Raw genomic sequence first — 23,894 nt, 5'->3', positions numbered from 1 at the left:
TAATATTTATCTAACAATTTGAGTAAGGAGAGGTTTCTATGGCAAAAAAGCAGTTTAAAGCTGAGTCTAAAAGGCTGTTAGAAATGATGATTAACTCTATTTATACACATCGTGAGGTATTTTTACGAGAGTTAGTCTCTAATGCAAGTGATGCGATTGATAAAATCTACTACAAAGCATTAACGGATGATGCATTAAGCTTCGACAAGGACAGTTACTTTATTAAAGTAATCCCAGACAAGGAAAATAGAACTTTGAAAATCATTGATACTGGGATTGGTATGACAAAGGAAGAGCTTGAGACCAACCTTGGTACAATTGCTAAAAGTGGATCTTTAGCTTTTAAAAAGGAAACAGAACTAAAAGACGGCTATGACATTATTGGCCAATTTGGTGTCGGTTTTTATGCTGCTTTCATGGTTGCAGATGTTGTAACTGTAATTAGTAAGTCATTAGGCAGCGAGGAAGCTTATAAGTGGGAATCGGATGGAGCAGAAGGTTATACGATTGAGACTGCCGAAAAAGATTCTATTGGTACAGAGATTATTCTTAAAATTAAAGAAAATACCGAAGATGAAAATTATGATGAGTTCATAGAAGAGTACCGATTAAAGTCGATTATCAAAAAGTACTCCGACTTTATCCGCTACCCAATTAAAATGGATGTATCTTCCAGCAGGCTAAAAGAGGGCAGCGATAATGAGTTCGAGGAATATGTTGAAGAACAAGTCATCAACAGTATGGTTCCAATTTGGAGAAAAAATAAAAGCGAACTCACTGACGAAGATTACGCGAATTTCTATGCAGAAAAACGTTACGGGTTTGATAAGCCAATTAAACATATCCATATCAGTGTTGACGGGACTATCCGTTACAATGCCATTTTATATATCCCAGAAAAAACGCCATATGATTTCTACTCAAAAGAATTTGAAAAAGGCTTGGAGCTATATTCAAATGGCGTTTTAATAATGGACAAGTGTGCAGACCTGCTTCCAGACCATTTTAGCTTCGTCAAAGGAATGGTGGACTCTGAGGACTTATCTCTAAATATTTCTCGTGAGATGTTACAGCATGATCGCCAATTAAAGCTGATTTCTAAAAACATTAACAAGAAAATTAAAAGTGAATTACAAAGCCTCTTAAATAATGAACGAGAAAAATACGAAGAATTTTATAAATCATTTGGCCGTCAATTAAAATATGGCGTTTATAATGAATTCGGAGCGAATAAAGAAGTATTACAGGACCTCATCATGTTCTATTCATCTAAAGAGAAGAAGCTGGTTACCTTAGATGAATACGTATCAAGAATGCCTGAAGAGCAAAAGTATATTTACTACGCTTCTGGTGAATCGATCGATAGAATCGATAAACTGCCGCAAGCAGAGTTTGTCTCTGAAAAAGGCTATGAAATTCTATATTTCACTGAGGACATTGATGAATTTGCCATCAAAATGTTAATGGCCTACAAGGAAAAAGAATTCAAATCCATCTCAAGCGGTGACTTAGGAATCGAAGGAGAAGAAAACAAGACAGATTCCGAATCAGAAGAGAACGAAAGCAAAGAAATCTTTGACTATATGAAAAACATCTTAGCTGACAAAGTCAAAGATGTTAGAATTTCTAAAAGGCTAAAGTCTCACCCTGTCTGCCTGGCTACCGAGGGTGATATCTCCATCGAAATGGAAAAAATCCTTGCTGCCATGCCTGATAACCAAAATATCAAAGCAGATAAGGTTTTAGAGATTAACAAAAACCATGAAGTATTCGAATCCTTAAAGGACGCTTTTGAAAATGATAAAGAAAAATTAGAGCTGTATACGAAGTTGTTATACAATCAGGCATTGTTGATTGAAGGACTGCCAATACAGGATCCAGTAGAATTTACGAATGATATTTGTAAGATAATGGTTTAATCTATTCGCTCGTGCGGATTGAAGAAAGGCGCATGAAATTTTTCATGCGCCTGCTTTAATAAAGAGATTATTTATTGAGTCTAAAATAGTATAGTTAGTATAAAGACTTGAAAAAGAGAAAGGAGCATATATGGTTACAAGAATAGAAGTAGCAGATCGGGCAGGCGTTTCACCATCTACAGTTTCGCGTGTTATTAATAATAATGGATATGTTGCGGAAGATGTACGAAAACGAATAGAAGCGGCGATTGCAGAACTGAATTATATACCAAATCGAGCAGCACAAAATTTACGAATGAAGTCATATAAACAAATAGCTTGTTTAACACCTTCGATACGTAATCCCTTTTATTTAGAAATGTTTGCCGGGATTGAAGAGATGGCCTTAGAGATTGGATATTCCCTATCTTTATATAATATTACAAAGGAAAGACGGAATTATTTGCGGCGGGTCGTAGAAGGACCTTATGATGGAATGATTTTGCTGGCACCGTACGAATTAAGTTCGATTATGGATTTTAATAAAGGTGCTGTTAAAATGCCGTTGTCAGTTTATTGGGATCGCCCTGAGAAAACAGACATTCCACATGTTTTTGTCGATATGGAAAAAGTAATGAGGCAGTCTGTCGAGTATTTAATCGAAAGCGGTCATAAAGAAATTATATATTTAGGACATTATGATGAAAAACAGGCAAACCCCAGATATAAAGGATATGAAAATGCCATGAAAGCACAGGGTGTGCCTATCAAGGAATATTATAAAAACTCCATTGGAACGTATGAAGATAAGTTGAGCGTGGGCTATGATGCAATAAAGGTTTTATTGGGTAAGGGGCAACCATTCACAGCGGTTGCAGCAACAAATGATTCGCTGGCGGCAGGAGCAATAAGAGCGATTATTGAAAGCGGCAGGAAGGTTCCAGATGATATCTCAGTCATAGGTGTGGATAATATTGAATTAGCTAAGATTGTGACCCCCACATTGACAACGATGAATATCCCAAAAATTGAAATTGGCAGACTGCTTGTTAAACAGCTGTTAGATCAAATCCATAACGAGAGGAAACTGGCGCGAAATATTGAAGAGGAAGTAACTTTAATTGAAAGAGAATCCGTAAAAAGAATTGACAGCGATTTCAAGGAATCTTATATTAATAGTATCATCAAATTGTAAGAAGGTTCTTTTTTTTATAAAAATGTGGTTACGTGACCATGCATGCTCCTTATTGTGGTTACGTATCCATTGCTGCTATTAATGTGGTCACGTAACCACAAACTTAAATTCCTAGTATTTTCAGAGGAATGGTTAAAGGAAAAAAGAGATTGAGAGGAGAAATTACAATGATTTTACAAAAAGATTGGGAAAGTCTAGAGGTACTTCAAAGGAATCGCCTAAAACCAAGATCATACTTTTTCAGCTAAAAAAAATATAAATACTGCACTAACATATGAGCGAGGAGATTCACATGGGTTTTTGTTGTTAAATGGAAATTGGAAGTTTCATTATGCAAACGCACCGATTGAATCACCAAGCGAATTTTATAAAGAGGATTATTGTACCGATGATTGGCCGGATCTTCCTGTTCCATCGCATTGGCAATTAAACGGCTACGGGAGGCCGCATTATACCAATGTGCAGTATCCATTTCCAGTAGAACCTCCTTATATTCCAACTGAAAATCCGACAGGGGCCAACAAAAGGACGTTTTATTTAACGAAGGAGGCATTATCGCAACAGCTGCATTTGATCTTTGAAGGTGTCGATAGCTCTTTTCATGTATGGGTAAATGGAATTGAGGTCGGTTATAGTCAAGGAAGTCGTCTTCCATCAGAGTTTGATATTACGAATGTCGTCAAAGAAGGAGAAAACAGCATTGCTGTAAGAGTCTATCAATGGGCGGAATCTTCGTATATTGAAGATCAAGATATGTGGTGGTTAAGTGGCATTTTTAGAGATGTCTATATTGTGGGAAAACCAACAACACATATCCAAGATGTGTTTGTGAATGGTTCATTAGAAAATCAGTTCCAAGATGGGCGTCTTGATTTTGAACTTGCTGTATTAGGTGAATATGAAGGATACCAAGCCGTCGTGGAAATCCTTGATAACGGCACAGTACTATCCAGACAACAGCTAAAGATAGAAAGTCAGCTTGTGACTGGGTCCCTTGAGGTTGAGCGTGTGAACCAATGGAATACAGAAACTCCAGCTTTATATGATGTGGTTGTTACGCTGCTAGACACATCCGGGAATGTAGTCGAAGTGATTCCACAAAGGTGTGGATTTAGAAATGTTGAAATTAAAGGCGGACAATTACTAGTTAACGGTGTTGCCATTATGTTTAAAGGTGTTAATCGACATGATGCACATCCAGATTTTGGCCGCGCCGTTCCTGTCAGTTCCATGATAGAGGATTTAACATTAATGAAGCAGCATAACATAAATGCAATCCGTACTGCCCATTATCCAAATGACCCGCGTTTTTATGAGCTTTGTGATCAATTTGGCTTTTATGTCATTGATGAAACAGACCTGGAATGCCATGGGCTCGTCTATATTGGCCAGCCGCATTTAATAAGTGATGACCCAGCATGGCAGGCAGCCTATGTTGATAGAATGGAAAGATTAGTAGAAAGGGATAAAAATCACCCATCCGTGATTATGTGGTCATTAGGAAATGAGTCAAGCTTTGGAAAAAATCATTAGCCATGTATGAATGGGCGAAAAGACGTGATCCTTCACGATTAGTTCATTATGAACGAGTTTAATCATGTTCCAGAGCGGGATCCGATTGCAACAGACGTTCACACTACTATGTACACACCGATTGAGAAAATGAAGGTTCTTGGCGGCTTGACCACTTTGAAGAAACCTCATATTTTATCCGAGTACGCCCATGCCACGGGGAATGGGCCAGGCGGTCTCAAAGAATATTGGGAAACGTTTTATGACTATGATCGATTACAGGGTGGATTTGTCTGGGAATGCGTTGATCATGGTTTAAGACAACATACGCCAGAAGGGGAAGAATATTTTGCTTATGGCGGCGACTTTGGCGAAAAACCGCATGATGGAAACTTTGTCATCGATGGACTCGTCCGTCCGGATCGTCAGCCTTCACCAGCATTAGCTGAGTTGAAAAAAGTAATTGAACCAGTGGTAGTATCCCATTTTAATTTTGAAGAAAAGACGATACAGGTTCAAAACCGCTATGATTTTTCCGATTTGACAAAATTACAGTGTCAGTGGTTTATCGAAGCAGAAGGTACGATAATCGAAAACGGGATTGTCAATGTGCCAGCGATTGCTGCAAATAAAAAAAGGTAATAGAATTGCCGATTCGCGTACCAAGTGTTGTGCTCGATAATACGGATTATTGGTTAAATCTCGTGTGGACAACGAAGGAGTCGACTCGTTGGGCAGCTTCAGGCCATACGGTTGCATGGTCGCAGCATGAGCTTCCAATTTCTAAGTATGCAGCAGTTGAACCACAACAAACAGGACAAGTAACAGTAGCTGAAGAAGCGTCAAAAATATATGTATCAGGCTCTCAATTTCAATTGGTTTTCAATAAGCAAAACGGGCGGATTGAGGAATATTTCTATGATGGGCAGCTCATGCTGCATAATGGGCCAAGGTTGAATCTTTGGAGAGCACCGATTGATAATGATTTATTAGGGCTTGGTGAGTTTAGTGCGAAGCCGGTTGCAAAGGAATGGAAGGAACTTGGCGTAGATGCAATCCAGCATCGAATGAAACAAACGAAAGTAACTATCCAAGAAGATCCGGCAGGCAGTCGTTATTGAGTGCGAGACGAAGGCAGCGGCGCCTGTTATTGCATGGGGATTTGATGTGACCTATGTATATACCATTCAAGCGAATGGAAGTATTTTAGTAGAACTCAATGGGGTAAAGGTCGGTCAAGGTCCAGCCTCTCTGCCGCGAATTGGTGTAGAGATGACAGTGAATAATGGTTACGATGGGGTTGAATGGTATGGATTAGGACCGAATGAAGCCTATGTGGATAGCAAGCAGGCAGCTCGGAGGGGCGTTTGGTTATCAACTGTCGATGGGTTGCAAACACCGTATATTTTCCCGCAAGAAAACGGCAACCGCCATCAAAATAAATGGGTAAGCTTTTCACAAGAGAACGTAAAAAGTTTGCTCGTTACAGGTCATTCTTTTGACTTTTCGGCAAGCTACTATACAGTCGAACAGCTAGAAACAGCAAAGCACACCTATGACCTATTCAAGCAGCCGTATATTACTGTCCATATTGATAAACAACAATATGGTTTAGGTTCTGCAAGCTGTGGAGAAGATGTACAAGAATAATATCGGCTAGAAAATGAGGATTTCCAATGTGCATTTACCCTTTTTCCATATGATAAAAATGCACATTCTCCTATAGGTCTAAGTAAAAAATATAGAAAGTATTTTGCGGACAAGTTTGTGACGAAGGAAGCAGTTTTAGTTCCTTAGTCACTATGTTGATAGAGAAGTAAGTATAATGAAATTCTTTCAAGGGGGGGTCCAACGGTGATTTTTGATAGAATAGAAAATTTAGCAATGTATACATTTTTAAATGATCATTTAAATGAAGCTATTAAACATATTCTTAGTAAGCCATTAACAGAATCATACACTGGAGATAGTTTTCAAAAAAACACAATCCAATTTACCACCACACCTGTTAATGAAAAGAAATTTGAAGCTCACAAGAAATTTATCGATATTCAAATTGTCTTGGAAGGTAAGGAATATGTAGAGTGTGTCAATAATGGTTCCTTGATAGATATGACAGAGTATGATGATGAGCATGATATTTTATTTGGTGATACGAATTCAACTTCAAAGTTTTCCGGAAGTTTAGAGGAAGGTTTTGCCCTTATTTGTTTTCCAGAAGATGCTCATTTAGTAGGAGCTCACATCGACTCCGTACAGGAAATTAAAAAGGTAGTTTTCAAAGTCCCAATATAATTGTGAAGCGGTGCCTGTCACGCATGATAACGAATTAGAGTAACCGAAAATCAAAAGTAGGAAGTCCCACCCGCTACCATTACATCCTAACTACTTGCTTCTGGCAAAATCATTAAAATCTAGGAGAATTATCTGGTATAATTTTAATAAAAATACTTGTATACATAGTTAGGAGAGAGAAGATTGGAAGCCTTTTTTGGATTCGCAATCAATATTATCATTACGATTTATTTGGCGATTGATGCTAAAAAGTATGGCAAAAGCCCGGTTCTCTGGGGAATCTTAGGTTTCGTTTTTGGCGCCATTGCGTTAGGAATCTATTTAATTAAGACGAATCGTAAGGTAATCGGCTGGATTGTATTTTAAAGTATTTTGTTAACATTTATCAAGGAAATAGTGTTAACGATAACATGAAGTTTTAATGGTTATATATTGTTTGAAAATTAAATGTTTTATTGAAAATTCAAAATGAATTGATATATTTTATATCAGTTTGGTATATTCGTGTTATTCCTAACATGCATTTCTTATAATAAATATTTGTTGATTAGAAAATAAAAACCAAAAAATAGTACCTATGTGCGGTACTTGATTGTATGTTAATATAATTGACAAGAGGTGATAAATATTGCAAAAGTTAAGTGAACGACTAAAGCCTTTATCAACCAAAGGGAAAATAGAATATTTAATTGAATATTATTCCTTTCATTTTATTGCCGTCATTGTGGTCATTTTCTTTCTTTTTATTGGATTTAATACATTTGCGAATCAACCGAAAGAGATGCTTGAAGTACGGATGGTTGGGGAAAATTTTCATGACAGACTAGAATTAGAAGTACAAAGAGAGTTAGAACACTTCGCGATTAATAGTAAACGCTCTCAAAAAGAGCAGTTGTCCGTACTAGCGGTTAACACAAGCGAGGCAGCCGGCAATCCATCTGCATTAGGAAAAATTCAAAAATTAGGAGCGGAACTCGCCGCAAAAGAGGTGGATTTACTGCTTTTAGATGAAAAAACCTTTCATCAATTCAATGATGAAGGTAATTTATATGATTTAAGCAGCATAAACGGACTAGAAGATTGGGAAGAAACAAAATATTCTTCCAGTCATGCTGCGATAACGGGAATAGATGTCTCCAAGGTTTCTTATTTTTCTGCACTTTCTGGGGGTAACAAACCGCTTATTTTGGCAGTTGTAGCAAATACGGAACGAATCGATGAAGTTAAAAAATTTATTCAGTATCTAAATTAGGGTTCTAGGAAAATTTATCTGATAAAAAAGTACTTGCTATTTTATTAGTTTGATAAACTAATAAAATAGATACAATCATTTTTTCCGAATATAAAAGAAAAAGGCGGGATTAGAATGTACAAAGTAATCATTGTTGATGATGAAAAAAACATCCGTGACCGATTGGCTCATTTTTTTCCTTGGTCTGACGTAGGGTTCGAAGTAGTTGGTATAGCGGAAAATGGCGTTGAAGCGTTGGAACTCATTAAACAGGAACGTCCACATGCCGTTTTAACAGACGTTCTTATGCCTGAGATGACAGGATTAGAGCTGGCGAAAGAAATACAAACATCATACGAAGACATAAAATTGGTCATTCTTAGTGCCTATGACGATTTTAAATATGCTCAAGATGCCATTCGCTTTGGTGTGAAGGGGTATTTGTTGAAGCCGCTGATGAAAAATGACTTTTTCAATGTTTTTACGAAACTAGCAGAAGAATTAAAAGAAGATGAAAAAGGTAAAGAAGGGAATTCTGTCGAGGAATTAATGCTTTTGGATTTAATTAAAGGCGATAATCTGCCTCAGTATGCGGACTATTGGAATCAACAGACACAAAGCTTTAGGGTGGCTATTTTTTCCTTTGATCGATTGTTTAAAGAGGAGTCAACTTTTTCTACCAGACAGAAGATTACCGAGCTGGCTGCTGATTTTTGGAATCGCTATCAAGTCCCATTTTTGTTTTATGGAAATAGTCTGATAGTGTTAAGCACAGATTCCAAGCTTGTTTCGAAAAAGGATCATTTGCCGAAAATTCACTTGTTCATCGATTTACTAATAGCTAATCTTGGTGACTTCTTTAAGGATCAGGAGAATTTTGTTGTTGGAGTTGGCAATCCAGCAAGCACGTATAAAGAAATTTGCCGTTCCTATAATGAGGCGGTTTATGCGTATAGCTATAAATACTTCAATGAATATGAAACGGTAATCTTTTATGAAGATTTGACTGTTAAAGGTAATAGTGGAAATCAAACAGAGCTGCAAAATTTCATGTTAGACCATGTGAACAAAATCGAAAGTCACCTGATGGAGTCGATGAAATCAGAAGGTAAAATGGCCTTTGGGGAGCTAGTCAATCATTTTTTTGACCCACATAAAGGGATTGGCGGTCTGCCGATTGCCGAAATACGCAGTTCCTGTTCTGAACTTATTATTATCCTTATGTTCCGGTTTAAAGAGAAGGGGCTATCATTCCCGTCAATTGACCAGCAGCATGTCCTAGGCAGAATTTATGGGATTGATTCTTTGAAGGAATTAAAGCGATGGCTGACACAAATGTTGGAAACGGTTTCGTTTGATTTGATCCATCAGGATAAAAAGGATGTAAACAGTTATGTTCTTATGAGCAAGGAATATGTAAAGGAAAATTATCAGGAACGGATTACACTGGAGGATATTTCGAATCGGTTATTCTTGCACCAAGCCTATTTCAGTGCAATCTTTAAAAAAGAGACGGGCCAAAATTTTATTGACTACGTCAATCATGTACGCGTTGAAAAAGCTGTTCAACTACTCAGAAATTCGGATTATAAAATTAAAGTGATTTCCGATATGGTTGGCTTCCAAAGTCATTCGTATTTTAATAAAGTATTTAAAAATGAAACAGGAGTTACCCCTGTTGTATTTAGAAGACAGTAAGATGGGAGTTCTTCAGGAGGTACACCATGAGAAAGGATAAAAAGCTCCATTTTCACACCTTTTTATTAAGATTCAGTTTGGTTGCCGTACTGGTATTTCTTTTGCTGTTAAGTAGTTTTTATTTTATAAAAATAAAAAACTTTATTGAAGAAAAGAAAGAAACGTCGGTACAGTTACGAATGGATCAAATTTCTTCTGAGCTGCAAACGGAGTTTAACAAAATTTATGATACGACGAATAGTTTAAAAACAAACGAGATTGTGACTCGCTATATAGATGAATTGAGTGGCACAGAGATCAGTCCATCAGAGAAGTATTACCAGGCCGCGGGTCTTGAAGATTACTTGAATACAATCAGGCAGAATAACAAACTGATTAATAATATTCTGATTATTACACCGGAAACTCAATACAGTTCTGATCAAAGTTATATAGATTTCAAGTTTAATGGGATGAAAGTAAAAGCGGAAGTGGAAAGTAATTTTCACTTTATTAATTTAGACGAGGCAAGAAGTAAAATTGATCTGTCTTCCTCGGATAAGGGAATCCGAATGGAACAGTTAAATAACCAGTTGTTTTTTGGTACGAATATCATTTCTGCGGACGGGGTGCACAAAGGAGTCATTTTACTTTTTATCAATCCGAAAAATTTAGATGACTCTCTGTTTTATGCGGACCAAATTCGCTTATTTGATCAAAATGGCCGAGTATTTTTTAAAGGTGAAAAAGCAGCTGAGGTAATGCCTGTTAAACTTGAGACACTTAAGGATGGCAAAAAGGGACAATTCGTATCTTGGGGAAATACAGGACTCTATTATTCAAGTATCCCCTATTATAATTTTCAGCTTGTTTATGAAGAACCATTAGGTTTCTATAAAAAACAAATGGAGCTTATGTGGAAAATAATTGCCTTAACATTTGTTTTTTCGGCATTGGCAGCAATTATTTTTTCAAGATTAATCGGCAGAAAGGTGATACAGCCACTTTCTCAGTTAATAGAATCGATTAAGGAGTACGAAGAAAGCAGAGATTACAACAGTCTCCTACAGCAAAATAAAACGACTGGTATGAAAATGAGTTTACGAGAACGGTTCTTTTTTTACTTTGTGATAACAGTTTTGCTGCCTTTATTACTCTTTTTGGGGATCCTTTATGGACAAACTTCCAAGCTTGTTTCGGGGGATTTGCAGGAGAGCTATCATTCTGTACATGAAAAGATGGCTCGGTTGATGAATAACGAGATTAACCAACGAGAGCTGACGATGGCACGTATTGCGCATAATAACAATGTACAGCTTCACATTATGGAACATGACGCTGAAAAGATTGGTCAAGAATTAGTAGATAGAAGGCAATTCCTCGAACTAGGGCGGCAAAACATCAAAATTTATGATGAGTCTGGAAAAATATTGTATACAAACATGTACAATCAGCAGAAGGAAATAGCTTCTGAATTCATGAGAAATTTAGAAAGTTCAGGTAGGAAGATAAGTTATACACTGAAAAGGGACCGCTTTGATAATGTTACGATTGTGATAGGGATGCCGCTTTTTTCTCCGGTGGAATATTCAAAAATTATTGGCTATATAACCGTTGATATTGAAAACAATCAATTGGAAAAGTATTATTCTGATTGGCAAAAAACGGGTCTTGAAATGCTAATAGCGGATAAACGAAACATGATTCTTTCCCATCCGAATCCGCTTAAAATTGGTAAAGTTTTTGATAGTAATGAGAAAATGCTGCAAGATGATGGGTCTAATGTTCATGCTTATAGCACAGAAATTACTGGCCTGAACTGGGTATTTATTTCAAAATACAATTATTCTGATATTCAGAAGCAAGTCAATCAATTGTTTATCAGTGACCTCTATCTATTATTTTTCATCATCCTTATGTTGCTTATTTTTGCCTATTGGATATCGAAGCGGATGCACAGGCCGATTGGACAGTTGAATGAGCTGGTTCGAACTTTTGATTTAAAGGGCTCTCATCGTGATGTAATTGAACGATTATCTGGGATTGAAGAAGTGGACTCCTTGACGAAAAACTTCAATCAAATGATGGAGAGAATAGAAGAATTAATCCATGAGAGGATTATAACGAATCAGGAACGAATTCAATTAAAATACGAGAAACGTGAGCTGCAGCTTAATGCACTTCAGTCGCAAATTAATCCTCACTTTTTATATAATACGCTCGATAATTTGATTTTTCTTGTCGAAGCCAATGAGACGGATAGAGCGACCGAAATGATTGCTTCCTTAAGCCGGTTTTTCCGATTTATCACAAATCGGGAACAATTTATGATTACACTGCGTGAAGAGCTTACGTATACGAAAACCTATGTCAAAATAATGTCCTACCGTTTTGATAATTTTGAATGCATTTGGGATGTAGATGAAAATGTATTGAATCATAAAACGGTTAAGCTGATTATGCAGCCGGTCATTGAAAATGCCATTCATCATGGTGCAAGGAAAACCAAGGACTTGGTAACAATTCATATTTCGTGCAAGCTGAAAGAGGATGAAATTCATATCGTTGTAGAGGATAATGCAGTTGGTATAGGAGAGAAAGACTTGTCAATCATAAAAAGTCACTTAGCTTCATCATCGCTGGATAAAGCTGGTATTTATAATGTGAACGGGAGAATACGGCTTCATTTCGGTGAGAAATATGGGCTTAGTATAGCAAGTGTACGTGGTGAGGGCACAAAAGTTACGATTGTTTTTCCGGCTGCTTTATAAATCTAATGTTTTAGAGGTTTACTCTAAGGAGATTCTTTCCTTTGGGGCAGCCTCTTTTTTGTGTGGTTAATGAAACTACAAAGTAGCTTTAAATAGTTTTACTTTACATTAAAAAATTTAAAGGAACTTAAAATAGTGCTATTTAATCTTAAGAAAGTATAACTTCCTTGAAGGAATCTATACTATTCTAAAAATAGAAAACGTTTTCAGTATATAAAAAAGAGGAGGATATTTTTACCTAGTTGGTTTAATCATCAGTGCGAACGCAAATATGTAAAGAAAAAGTGAACACGAATTGGTTAAGGGGGAGAAATATTGAAAAAGGGTTTGAAGGCACTTTCATTGGCAGCTGTTTCAAGTGCACTAATTTTTACAGGGGCATGTTCGAATAAGGAAGCAAGTAAAGAGGCAGAAAAGGTTGATTCCTCAAGCCTGCCTGAAGCGGGAGATTTTTCTAAAGAGCTTGAACTGAATCTTTCAGGCTCTGTGACAAGAGGTAAAGTTGAAGATGGAAACTATGTACAAAAACGTTTAGAAGAGCAGTTCAACATTAAGATTGTCAACACAAAAGCGGATACTTGGAATGCTGACCAAGTAAACTTAATGGTAGCCTCCGGGGATCTTCCTGATACATTTGCTTTTACAACAGGCGGTAAGACAGCGCAAGAATTATTTGATTCAGGCCTAACGAGAACAATACCGAAAGAAATGCTTGAAAAATATGCACCTCGATATATGAAGATGTTATCTGAAAATCCTCCAGGGCCAAGTATGAACCTGAAGCAGGGAACAGATAATGAATATTTACAATTAATCGGTCAATATGCTCATGTCGATGGCTTGGCTTGGGGCCCAACATTCCGGCTTGATTGGCTGGAGAAATTAGGCATTAAACCACCAGGAGAAATCAAACAAGTTGGACCAAGTGGCGGTCGTGAGAAAATTTACTTTACTGAAGGCGCCTATACACTTGAAGAAGTGGAAGAAATTTTTAAAGCGTTTACGTTTGATGACCCGGATGGAAATGGAAAGGATGATACGTATGGGATCTCTCCTTATAACAACCAAATCCACTGGTCAGCTACATTAATGGGTGCATTTGGAATTGCTCCTGGTTATAACTTTATCGAAGATGGAAAATTGGTTCAAACTGAGGTTTCAAAAGAATATAAAGATTTTCTAAAATTAATGGCAAAGTGGTATAAAATGGGATTGGTTGATCCTGAATTTACAACCCTTGACAATAATAAAAGCTGGGAGAAATACAAGCAAGGAAAAATAGGTTACTATATCGCACAGCCTTCCTATATTGCCATGGATGATTGGGCAAAAGGACGAGCACCACAAAACATCGTCGAAAGTCCGGATTCTACTGCAAAACTGCTTGCAACAGCACCAGAAATTGGCAAAGATGGACAGCAGGGTGAAGGAGCATATTTACCAGTTGGAAATTTAGCGGATGCATTCTATGTTTCGAAGGATGTAACGGATGAAGAATTGGCAAGAATCCTTCAAATCTTTGATTATATTAACTTTGATAATGAAGCAAGATGGACATTATATGGGGAAGTTGGTAAGCATTCTGATTGGGAAGGAACACCTGAAAAGTCAGCCCTTAAAGTTCGTCCAGAATTTGCAGAACAAGAAGGAAATTCCGGATTTTGGGCATATAATTTCCGAACGTATGATAAAGAAAGGGTACAATGGTTCCAATCTGAATATACAAATAAATTAAAGAGTGAGTACTATGCCCGTGAAGATGTGAAAGATAAGATGTTGATCCGTCCATATAAATGGGATATTTTAAACGAAACAAAAATTAAGGAACTCGAAAAGCGTTATAAAGGTCAAATGGATACCATTGTCGCTGAATTTAGAATGAAGGCGATTGTCGGCGAAGTTGACATCGATAAAGAGTGGGATAAATACGTTGAAAGTTGGATGAAAAACGGTGGGAAAGAAATCCTGGATGAGTTAGAAAAAGCTCCTAAGGTTTCCGATTTATTAAAGCAATAAATAACTAGAACCACGTGGAGAAGCGCATGAAAAATTCATGTGCTTCTACTATTTTTACTTGTCTAGCTACTGCGCATAGGTACTGTAGCTTTTCTTATTGGCTCACTCCAGCCAATATTCAAAGCGCTTTCACTCTCCTTAAAATAGTGTTACTTTTCCTAAAGAATTTAAAACTATTAATTTAGGAATTATATTATTCTAATAATAGGAAACGTTTTCAAGAGTTTTTCAATAAAGAAGGGAGGAAATATAATGCAAACAACATTAGAGAGAATTAAGACAAAACCTGAGCGACAAGTAAATGAAAAATGGATCCGTGTGAAAAAAATGAAATCGCTTTACGTGATGATGCTTATTCCAATGGTGATGTTATTTATTTTTAATTATATCCCAATGTATGGGGTCATAATTGCCTTTAAAAACTTTTCACCAGGCTTAGGTATTATGGACAGTCCGTGGAATAATTTTGAACACTTTAAAAGGTTGTTCAGTGATTTCTTATTTTTAAGGGCATTTCAAAATACAGTTTTCATCAGTTTATTAAAAATTATCATTGTATTCCCGGCACCGATTATTTTTGCAATTCTATTAAATGAAATTAAAAGTGAGAAATTTAAAAAGGTGAGTCAGTCGATCTCCTATTTACCACATTTCATGTCCTGGGTTATTTTATCGGCAATGGTCATTGAAGTGTTTTCACCACAAAGAGGAATTGTTAACTATGTTATTACCCTTTTTGGAGGAGACCCAATTAATTTTATGTCGGACAAAACAGCCTTCATTCCAATTTTAATCCTAACCGATATGTGGAAAGAGCTTGGTTGGGGAGCCATTATCTATTTGGCAACAATTGCCTCCATTGATCCAGGATTGTACGAAGCAGCTGAAATGGACGGGGCAGGCAGGTTCCACAAAATGATCCATGTCACACTTCCATCGATTATGCCAATGGTCATCATCATGTTTATTCTTCGACTTGGAAGTGTATTGAACGCCGGTTTCGACCAGATTCTTAACTTGTACAACCCATTAGTATATGAAGTTGCTGACATAATTGATACGTATGTGTATCGAAGCGGTTTGGAACAATTCCAATTTGATTATGCAACAGCAGTAGGACTATTTAAAAACGTAGTCGGAATTACACTGATACTTACTGCAAATGCTATTATTCGAAGGAAAAGCGAACATGGAATATGGTAGAAAGGAGGATATAAAATGGAACTAAAAGCTCGTAAAAAAATCTCACTGTTTAATATTCTTAATATTACGGGGTTCGTACTATTTTCTATTCTTGTAATATACCCTTTTTGGCAAACAATCGTTTTATCGTTCTCTAGTGCTGAATCAGCATCAAGTCTTGGGGTGAATTTATGGCCTGATCAATGGATTACAGATGCCTATAAATATATGTTATCAAACGATAACATCGGGATTGCTTATTTAAATACAATCATACGTACTGTTGCCGGAACATTTTTAATTGTTACTTTTACGATATTGGCAGCGTACCCGCTTTCAAAAAAAGATCTGCCATATCGAAATGTCTTTACAATCTTTTTCTTGATTGCGATGTTCTTCTCTGGCGGTATGATTCCAGATTACTTATTAATTAAAAATCTTGGATTAATCGACAATAGTCTAGCATTGATTCTACCTTCAGCAGTCAATGTATTCTTTATCATCATCATGCGTAACTACTTTATGACCATTGATAAGGGACTTGAAGAATCTGCACTGATTGATGGAGCGAATTATTTTATAATCTTGACAAAGATTATTATTCCGATATCCAAGCCTGTTATTGCAACCGTAGCACTTTGGGCAGCGGTTTACCACTGGAATGAATGGTTCCATGCCTTGGTATATATTCAAGATGATGCAAAAACAGTATTACAAATTGTGGTAAGAGACATGTTGACGGCAATGGATCTTTCCAATAACCAAAATGCCCAAGTCGGCGGCGGCGGTATGGCAAGTTCAGAATTGTTACTGAGCAACGTGCGTGCAGCAACAGTTATGATTTCGATTGGTCCAATCGTATTAATTTATCCGTTCGTCCAAAAATACTTTATAAAAGGTATTATGATTGGTTCATTAAAAGGATAATAGGAGGAATTATTAATGAAAAAGTTTGCAAAAACACTTTCCGTAGCAGCGGTTTCTGGCGCACTTCTTTTCACATCTGCATGCTCCAGTAAGGAAGCAAGTAAAGAAGAGAAAAAAGTTTCTGTAGAAAGCTTACCTGATGCCGGAGATTTCAAGGATCAGTTAACATTGAATCTTTCAGGATCTGTGACAAGAGGAAAGGTTGAAGATGGAAACTATGTGCAAAAGAAATTAGAAGAGCAATTTAATGTCAAAATTGAAAATACGAAAACGGATACTTGGAATGCTGACCAAGTCAACCTAATGGTTGCATCCGGGGATCTTCCTGATACATTTGCTTTTACGGCAGGCGGTAAGACAGCACAAGAATTATACGATTCTGGCTTAACAAGAACGATTCCAAAAGAAATGCTTGAAAAATATGCACCTCTATATATGAAGATGCTATCTGAAAATCCTTCTGGGGATAAGATGAACCTCAAAAAAGGAACAGACAATGAATACGTAGCATTAATTGGCCAATATGCGCATGTCGATGGTTTAGTTTGGGGGCCAACATTCCGTCTTGACTGGATGGAGAAATTAGGAATTAAGCCACCAGGTGAAATCAAGCAAGTAGGTCCAAGCGGCGGTCGTGAAAAAATCTACTATACTGATGGTGCTTACACAATTCAAGAAATGGAAGAGATTTTGAAAGCCTTTACGTTTGACGATCCTGATGGTAATGGCAAGGATGATACGTACGGAATTTCACCTTGGAATAATAATACGAACTGGGCACATACATTAATGGGTTCATTCGGAATTGCTCCTACGTTTAACTTAATGGAAGATGGAAAGCTCGTTTCAACAGAGATTTCACAAAACTATAAAGCATTCTTAAAACAAATGGCAAAATGGTATGACATGGGCCTAATTGACCCTGAATTTACTACTCTTGATGATAAAAAGAGCTGGGAAAAATACAAGCAAGGAAAAGTCGGATACTATGTAGCACAGCCTTCTTATATTGCAATGGATGACTGGGCAAAAGGACGTGCACCGCAAAACATCGTTGAAAATCCAGATTCTACTGCAAAATTACTTGCGACAGCACCGGAAATTGGCAAGGATGGACAACAAGGTGAAGGAGCATTTATTCCAGTTGGAAATTTAGCAGATGCCTTCTATGTTTCGAAAGATGTAACAGATGAAGAATTGGCGAGAATTCTGCAAATCTTTGATTATATTAACTTCGATAATGATGCAAGATGGACATTATATGGAGAGGTTGGCGTGCACTCTGACTGGGAAGGGGAACCAGAAAAGTCAGCTCTGAAAATACGTCCTGAATTTGCAGAGCAAGAAGGAAATTCTGGCTTCTGGGCTTATAACTTCCGTACGTATGATAAAGAAAGAGTAGGCTGGTTCCAATCTGAATATACAATGAAGGTAAAAAATGAATTATATGCCCGTGAAGATGTAAAAGAAAAAATGATGATTCGTCCATATAAATGGGATTTATTTAACGAAACAAATATTAAGGAACTTGAAAAGCGTTATAAAGGACAGCTTGATACAATCGTAGCCGAATTTAGAATGAAAGCGATCGTTGGCGAAGTTGATATCGACAAAGAATGGGATTCTTATGTTGAAAATTGGAAGAATAATGGTGGACAAGAAATCCTTGCTGAGTTGGAAAAAGCTCCAAAGGTATCCGATTTGTTAAAGCAATAATAAAAAAAAATAAATGTGGGTGCTATGGTACCCACATTTATTTGGAATTACATGATTAGGAGGGAATAAATATGTCAACGATTCAAGCAGAAGCAATTTTTTATCCAAATCTTGCGGGTTCAAAGGCTTATCGAATCCCATCAATGATAACGACAACGAAGGGAACGGTTATTGCAGGAATAGATGCCAGAATTGTCGATCAAACAGACAATCCAAACCAAATCGATGCTTCCATCCGACGCAGTGAAGACAATGGTGTGACGTGGGGACCTGTCCAAAAATTAGTCGCATTTGCAGGTGAAGGTTTAGACGGAGCTGCCGCAATTGATACGTCACTTGTACAAGATGAGGAAACAGGAACCATCTTTATGATCTATTGCCATTCACCAGGTGGAATTGGTCTATGGAATAGTGAACCGGGAATTGGTTTTGATACAGATGGACGCAGAAAATTATTTGATAACGAAGGAAATGTTTACTTTTTATCCCAATCAGGGAACGTTTATGATACAGAAAACAATGTAACGAGTTATACAGTTGACAACAATGGTTATGTTTTCAATGATGGTCAAGCTAAAGGAAATATTTATTTTAAAAAGGGAATTGACAAGAATGAAAGTTTACTAGAAGCAAGAACATGCTTTTTACAAATCATTCAAAGTGATGACGACGGACTTACTTGGTCCAAACCAAAAGAATTGAATGGTTCGGTTAAGGAAGAATGGATGAAGTTTATTGGATCTGGTCCGGGCTGCGGTATTCAACTGAAGCACGGAGAAAAGAAAGGTCGATTAGTGTTCCCAATCTATTTCTCCAATGAAGCGGGAGCTCTGTCTTGTGCTTGTATTTATAGCGATGATCACGGTGTTACGTGGCAGCGCGGTGAATCGCCAAATGACGGAAGGGAACTGGATGGTGAGGTTCTCTCTGCCGAAACGATTTCAGAAGGAAAACAATATTTGACGGAGTCCCAAGTCATTCAATTACCTTCAGGTGAATTGAAATACTATTTGCGAAACCACTATGGGCTGCAAAGAACCGCTGTTACAACTAGTACGGATGGCGGCGAAACATGGGGTGAAGTAACGTTTGATGAGACATTAATTGATCCAATTTGCCAATCAAGTGTTGTCCTTTATCCAGATTTAGGAGACGGAAAGGTACGGGTCTTATTCTCCAATCCTGCTGATGAAAAAACGAGAGTAAAAGGAACCGTTCGCTTGAGTGAAGATGGCGGTAAAACATGGCCATACAGTAAAGTTGTTGAGGAAGGCTACTATGGTTATTCCTGCTTAACGGTCCTTAAAAACGGTGAAATTGGTGTCCTGTATGAACGGGTGTATGATTACTCTGATTGGAATAACATGGACATTCAGTTTGCTAAGTTTTCGCTAGATTGGTTAAAGTCATAGTTAGGTACAATTGGAGGAATGAACGTGCAGCAGGTACCATTATCTGAAAAGTTTTTTCATGGAGCTGTTTCATTGGAAATAACGAAAGAGTATATGAAGCCTTGGAGAATCCCTTTCGACAAGAAGGAGTTTTTCCCTCCCAATGGCATTAGCGGTCAAGCGGAGCTGCCGGCAGGTGTTCGGATTAAACTTCGAAGCAATACCCAATCCATAAAGATTGAAATTGCAGAAGCAACGGAATTCATGGAGATGGATTGTTTGATTGACGGTACTCTAGTAAAAACTGTCTACCTTTCAGCAGGGGAAACAATGGTTTCATTTGATTCCCTTCCTGGTCAATCAAAGTTGTTTGAAATCTATTTATCCCAGAGATTGCCTGTCCCGATTTCAGGAATTTGGATTGATGAAGGAGCAGAGTGGGAATTAGTCGAAGATTCCCGTTTACGCTGGATCACGTATGGAAGTTCTATCACTCATTGCTATTATTCAGATAGTCCTTCACAAACGTGGCCGGCACTAGCTGCTAATAAGATGGATTTAAATCTTACATCTCTTGGATATAGCGGAAATTGCCATCTAGAGCCGATGGTAGCTAGAATGATTCGAGATCTGCCGGCTGATTTTATTTCGATATGTGCAGGAATCAATATTGTAGGTGGAAATACATTATCGGAAAGAACCTTTTCGCCTGCATTAATTGGATTTATCCAAACGATTCGTGATGTACACAAGGATGTGCCACTGGTGGTGATTTCTCCTATTTTTCACAGGGAGAGAGAAAAAAACGAAAATGAAGTTGGGTTGTCACTGGAAAAAGTGAGAACTGAAATCGTTCAAGTCATTGATATGCTAAAGCGTCATGGTGATCAAAACGTCTATTATATAGACGGACTTGAAATGTTTGGAGAAGAGTTTGAAAAATATTTGCCTGATGGGCTGCATCCAAATGGAGAAGGCGATAAAATCATCGCTGATCGTTTTCAACAGTTGATCGAAGCGAATGCAGCAATCACCAGCAAGAAAGAAGTACCAAGTTAATTTAAATCTAAAAAGAGGTGGGAATATGTTTCATGCTGGCTACATGGAGAAGTTAAACACAATCATGGAATGGATAATGAGGTTCTTTGTCCTTCAATTAATATGGATATTATTCTGTCTTGTGGGTCTGGTTATTGGAGGCATATTCCCGGCAACCTTTTCGATGTTTGCTATTTGCCGAAAATGGCTCAATAAACAAACGGAGTTTCCTATTTTTCGAACATTCTGGGATATGTACCGTAAAGGCTTTCTAAAGACCAATTTACTAGGTTGGGTTACCACGTTAACGGGCTTGAGTCTCTATTATTATTTCCAACTGTTCAAAGGGGGAGAGGGAATGATAGATCTTGTATTACTCATTGCCGTGTGGATTGTAGGCATCCTTTATTTGATGACTGCCCTGCTTATTATTCCAGTCTATGTTCATTTTGACATCAAACTGATTAATGTTGTTAAGTATGCACTAATCATTGCTATATCAAATCCATTTCATTGTCTAAGTATGGCTGCGCTTATTGCAGGCTTCTGCATGGTGATGGTTCTGGTTCCAGCACTTATTCCGTTTTTTAGTTTCAGTGTACTGGCGTTTGGACTAATGTGGATGGCGAAATCGGCCTTTACGAGACTGGAACAAAAGGTTTCAAAATTAGAAAAGATAAATAATGGCTTAGTATAAGGCTGTTTTCGTAATGATTAAAATTTTGTACCAAAAAGCAACAAAGTTTAAGAAAAGAGCTTATTATAAAAACTTGATCTAAAAAGGTGGATATCATGACACAGTTAAGAATCGGTGTAATTGGTACAGGCTTAAGGAGTACGATTGCGAAATATTGGCATAACCCTGAGGGGAATTCAGTTGTTGTTGGCGCAGCCGATGTGTCTGTGAAAGCACTGGAAAAATTTAAAAATGAGATTGATCAAGATTTATTTGTAACGACCGATTATAAAGAACTGCTTGAAAGGGCAGACATCGATGCCGTTGCGATTTTATCGCCTGATTACTTACACGAAGAACATGCAGCAGCAGCATTACAGGCAGGAAAGCATGTATATTGTGAAAAGCCTTTGGCCATTACCCCTGAGGGCTGCGACAGAATTATCGATGAAGCAGAAAAATCAGGAAAACATTTAATGATCGGTTTTAATATGCGCTATATGAGCATGTACCAAACCATGAAAGAAATCATTGATTCCGGTGTCATTGGCGATATTAAAGCTGTATGGGTCAGACATTTTGTCGGGCTTGGAGGCTATTATTATTACCATGATTGGCACGGTACTGCAGCAAATACAACATCATTATTGTTACAAAAGGCCTCTCATGATATTGATGTGATTCATTGGCTGACAGGCAGTTATGCAACAAAAGTCTCTGCATTTGGCAGTCTTGATTATTATGGCGGCGATCAGCCGAATGACCTGCATTGCCCGGATTGCGAAATCAAAGATACTTGTCCGGATGTTAGTTTACAAACATTAACACAGTGTGCCTTCAGACAAGAAGTTGATGTAGAAGATAATAATATGCTGATTATGGAATTAGAAGGCGGTATTAAGGCTTCTTATATGCAATGTCATTTTACACCTGACTATTCACGGAATTATACCTTTATTGGAACAAAAGGCCGTCTCGAAAATGATGATGTGAATGACAAGATCTACGTAAAAACGAGAAAATCTGGGTCGTGGCAGGAAATGAGTGATATCACGTATGAAATGAAGAAAATGCCTGGGACTCATGGCGGAGCAGACCCACGCATCTGTCAGGACTTTGTGAATTTAGTTTTATATAATAAACAGCCTTTAACAACGCCTTTTGCCGGCCGTATGAGTGTAGCCGTTGGCTGTGCAGCAACGGAATCGATTCGCTCAGGAGGGAAAGTTGTCCAGATTGAGCAAGGAAGACATAAACCAAATCAATCAAGTTTAGAGCAAATATATTCGTAGAATAATAGATAAATTTCCAGAAGTACAAATACTAGTTTTACTATAAAAAGTCCAAAAAGGGGATACCAACATGAAGGCTTGGGATTTAGATCAATTTAAAGGTGTATTTGTTGCGATGTATTCGGCCTATGATGAGGCAGGCGAGGTTTGTGAGGAACGAGTGAAAAAGCTTGCTCGTTCTTATGTAAATAGCGGAGTAACAGGTTTATATGTAGGAGGAAGCTCTGGTGAGGGGATCCTGCAAACAGCGGAAGAAAGAAAGAAAGTAGTAGAAGCTGTTACAGAGGAGGTTGGCAGAGAGCTAACGATTATCGTCCATGTCGGGGCAAACTCTACAAAAGAAAGCAAGGAGCTAGCCATTCACGCAGAAAAATGCGGTGCCCATGCGATCTCAGCCGTTCCAGCAATCTATTACCGTTTATCTGAGCAATCGGTTGAAAAGCATTGGCAGGAAATGATTGACAGCACCTCCTTGCCATTTATTATTTACAACATCCCACAAACAACAGGATTTAACTTGACTCAATCTCTATTTCAAAAAATGGCTGCCCAAGAAAAAGTAATCGGGATTAAAATGTCTGGAGAAAGTGTTTTTGACTTACAACAATTTAAAGCGAATGCAGGAAAGGAATTCCTCGTTTATAACGGACCGGATGAGCAATTCTTAGGCGGCAGGATTATGGGTGCAGATGGCGGCATTGGCGGAACATACGGAGTTATGCCGGAACTATTCTGTTCACTCGACAAATTGTACCGCGCCAATGAAATCAAAAAGGCACAGCAATTACAATTTGAAATTAATAGCGTGATTAAAAAGCTATTAAGCTATCCATCTTTATACGGTGCTTGTAAGTATATTTTATCCTTACGAAATATTGAAACGGGTGCCCCAAGGCTTCCATTATTACCAGTAGCTCAGCAGGATCATGCTTCCTTGTCAGAGTTAAATGATCATATCCAGCAATTGATTAGCACCTATACAAAAGAAGTGGAAAAAGTATCTTAATAGCGCCTTCTTTTTACACCTGTCCTTCATAAGCTTTATGAAGGACAAAATACTTTAAATAATAAAACGAT

The 23,894-nt window shown here is 37.6% G+C and carries 19 protein-coding genes and 1 pseudogene; all 20 read left to right on the top strand.

What is annotated here, in order from left to right:
* Positions 1-38 precede the first annotated feature (38 nt).
* The 20 genes and pseudogenes from htpG to ACY3XC_RS22205 all read left to right on the top strand — a co-directional run bounded on the left by htpG (position 39) and on the right by ACY3XC_RS22205 (position 23,823).
* Positions 39-1,919, top strand: coding sequence for a molecular chaperone HtpG (htpG, locus tag ACY3XC_RS22300; protein ID WP_464870510.1), 1,881 nt, complete (start codon positions 39-41; stop codon positions 1,917-1,919).
* A 130-nt stretch (positions 1,920-2,049) separates the two neighbouring features.
* The gene (locus tag ACY3XC_RS22295) at positions 2,050-3,093 is read left to right on the top strand and encodes a LacI family DNA-binding transcriptional regulator (RefSeq protein WP_464870509.1); all 1,044 of its coding nucleotides are present in this window, start codon (positions 2,050-2,052) and stop codon (positions 3,091-3,093) included.
* 300 nt (positions 3,094-3,393) lie between these two features.
* A pseudogene (locus ACY3XC_RS22290) lies at positions 3,394-5,019 on the top strand (glycoside hydrolase family 2 TIM barrel-domain containing protein); the annotation flags it as partial.
* A 57-nt stretch (positions 5,020-5,076) separates the two neighbouring features.
* Positions 5,077-5,247: a beta-galactosidase domain 4-containing protein gene (locus tag ACY3XC_RS22285; RefSeq protein ID WP_464870527.1), complete on the top strand. Its 171-nt coding sequence runs from the start codon at positions 5,077-5,079 to the stop codon at positions 5,245-5,247.
* Positions 5,248-5,252: 5 nt separating this feature from the next.
* A complete protein-coding gene (locus tag ACY3XC_RS22280; RefSeq protein WP_464870508.1) occupies positions 5,253-5,726 on the top strand; it encodes a beta-galactosidase small subunit-related protein in 474 nt (157 codons plus the stop codon).
* Between the two features lie 46 nt (positions 5,727-5,772).
* Positions 5,773-6,255, top strand: coding sequence for a beta-galactosidase small subunit (locus tag ACY3XC_RS22275; RefSeq protein WP_464870507.1), 483 nt, complete (start codon positions 5,773-5,775; stop codon positions 6,253-6,255).
* A 204-nt stretch (positions 6,256-6,459) separates the two neighbouring features.
* Positions 6,460-6,900, top strand: coding sequence for a NanQ anomerase/TabA/YiaL family protein (locus ACY3XC_RS22270; RefSeq protein ID WP_464870506.1), 441 nt, complete (start codon positions 6,460-6,462; stop codon positions 6,898-6,900).
* A 183-nt stretch (positions 6,901-7,083) separates the two neighbouring features.
* A complete protein-coding gene (locus tag ACY3XC_RS22265; protein WP_464870505.1) occupies positions 7,084-7,266 on the top strand; it encodes a hypothetical protein in 183 nt (60 codons plus the stop codon).
* A 262-nt stretch (positions 7,267-7,528) separates the two neighbouring features.
* Positions 7,529-8,152 (top strand): hypothetical protein, encoded by a 624-nt coding sequence (locus ACY3XC_RS22260; protein WP_464870504.1) that lies wholly within the window; start codon positions 7,529-7,531, stop codon positions 8,150-8,152.
* Between the two features lie 114 nt (positions 8,153-8,266).
* Positions 8,267-9,829 (top strand): response regulator, encoded by a 1,563-nt coding sequence (locus ACY3XC_RS22255; RefSeq protein WP_464870503.1) that lies wholly within the window; start codon positions 8,267-8,269, stop codon positions 9,827-9,829.
* Positions 9,830-9,855: 26 nt separating this feature from the next.
* Positions 9,856-12,579, top strand: coding sequence for a sensor histidine kinase (locus ACY3XC_RS22250; RefSeq protein WP_464870502.1), 2,724 nt, complete (start codon positions 9,856-9,858; stop codon positions 12,577-12,579).
* Positions 12,580-12,894: 315 nt separating this feature from the next.
* Positions 12,895-14,595, top strand: a complete 1,701-nt coding sequence (locus tag ACY3XC_RS22245; RefSeq protein ID WP_464870501.1) for a type 2 periplasmic-binding domain-containing protein — start codon at positions 12,895-12,897, stop codon at positions 14,593-14,595.
* A 252-nt stretch (positions 14,596-14,847) separates the two neighbouring features.
* A complete protein-coding gene (locus ACY3XC_RS22240) occupies positions 14,848-15,798 on the top strand; it encodes an ABC transporter permease (RefSeq protein WP_179157862.1) in 951 nt (316 codons plus the stop codon).
* Between the two features lie 15 nt (positions 15,799-15,813).
* Positions 15,814-16,704, top strand: a complete 891-nt coding sequence (locus ACY3XC_RS22235) for a carbohydrate ABC transporter permease (protein ID WP_179157861.1) — start codon at positions 15,814-15,816, stop codon at positions 16,702-16,704.
* Positions 16,705-16,719: 15 nt separating this feature from the next.
* Positions 16,720-18,420: a type 2 periplasmic-binding domain-containing protein gene (locus ACY3XC_RS22230; RefSeq protein ID WP_464870500.1), complete on the top strand. Its 1,701-nt coding sequence runs from the start codon at positions 16,720-16,722 to the stop codon at positions 18,418-18,420.
* A gap of 71 nt (positions 18,421-18,491) precedes the next feature.
* A complete protein-coding gene (locus ACY3XC_RS22225; protein WP_464870499.1) occupies positions 18,492-19,832 on the top strand; it encodes a sialidase family protein in 1,341 nt (446 codons plus the stop codon).
* Between the two features lie 18 nt (positions 19,833-19,850).
* The gene (locus ACY3XC_RS22220; RefSeq protein WP_179157858.1) at positions 19,851-20,870 is read left to right on the top strand and encodes an SGNH/GDSL hydrolase family protein; all 1,020 of its coding nucleotides are present in this window, start codon (positions 19,851-19,853) and stop codon (positions 20,868-20,870) included.
* 25 nt (positions 20,871-20,895) lie between these two features.
* Entirely contained in the window at positions 20,896-21,546 is a 651-nt protein-coding gene (locus ACY3XC_RS22215) for a YesL family protein (RefSeq protein ID WP_179157857.1), read from the top strand.
* Between the two features lie 95 nt (positions 21,547-21,641).
* Entirely contained in the window at positions 21,642-22,817 is a 1,176-nt protein-coding gene (locus ACY3XC_RS22210; protein WP_464870498.1) for a Gfo/Idh/MocA family protein, read from the top strand.
* A 70-nt stretch (positions 22,818-22,887) separates the two neighbouring features.
* Positions 22,888-23,823: a dihydrodipicolinate synthase family protein gene (locus ACY3XC_RS22205; protein WP_179157855.1), complete on the top strand. Its 936-nt coding sequence runs from the start codon at positions 22,888-22,890 to the stop codon at positions 23,821-23,823.
* Positions 23,824-23,894: the final 71 nt, after the last annotated feature.

This window comes from Bacillus sp. CZDM1 (assembly GCF_055502545.1).
This window is presented reverse-complemented; position numbering and strand designations above follow the sequence as displayed.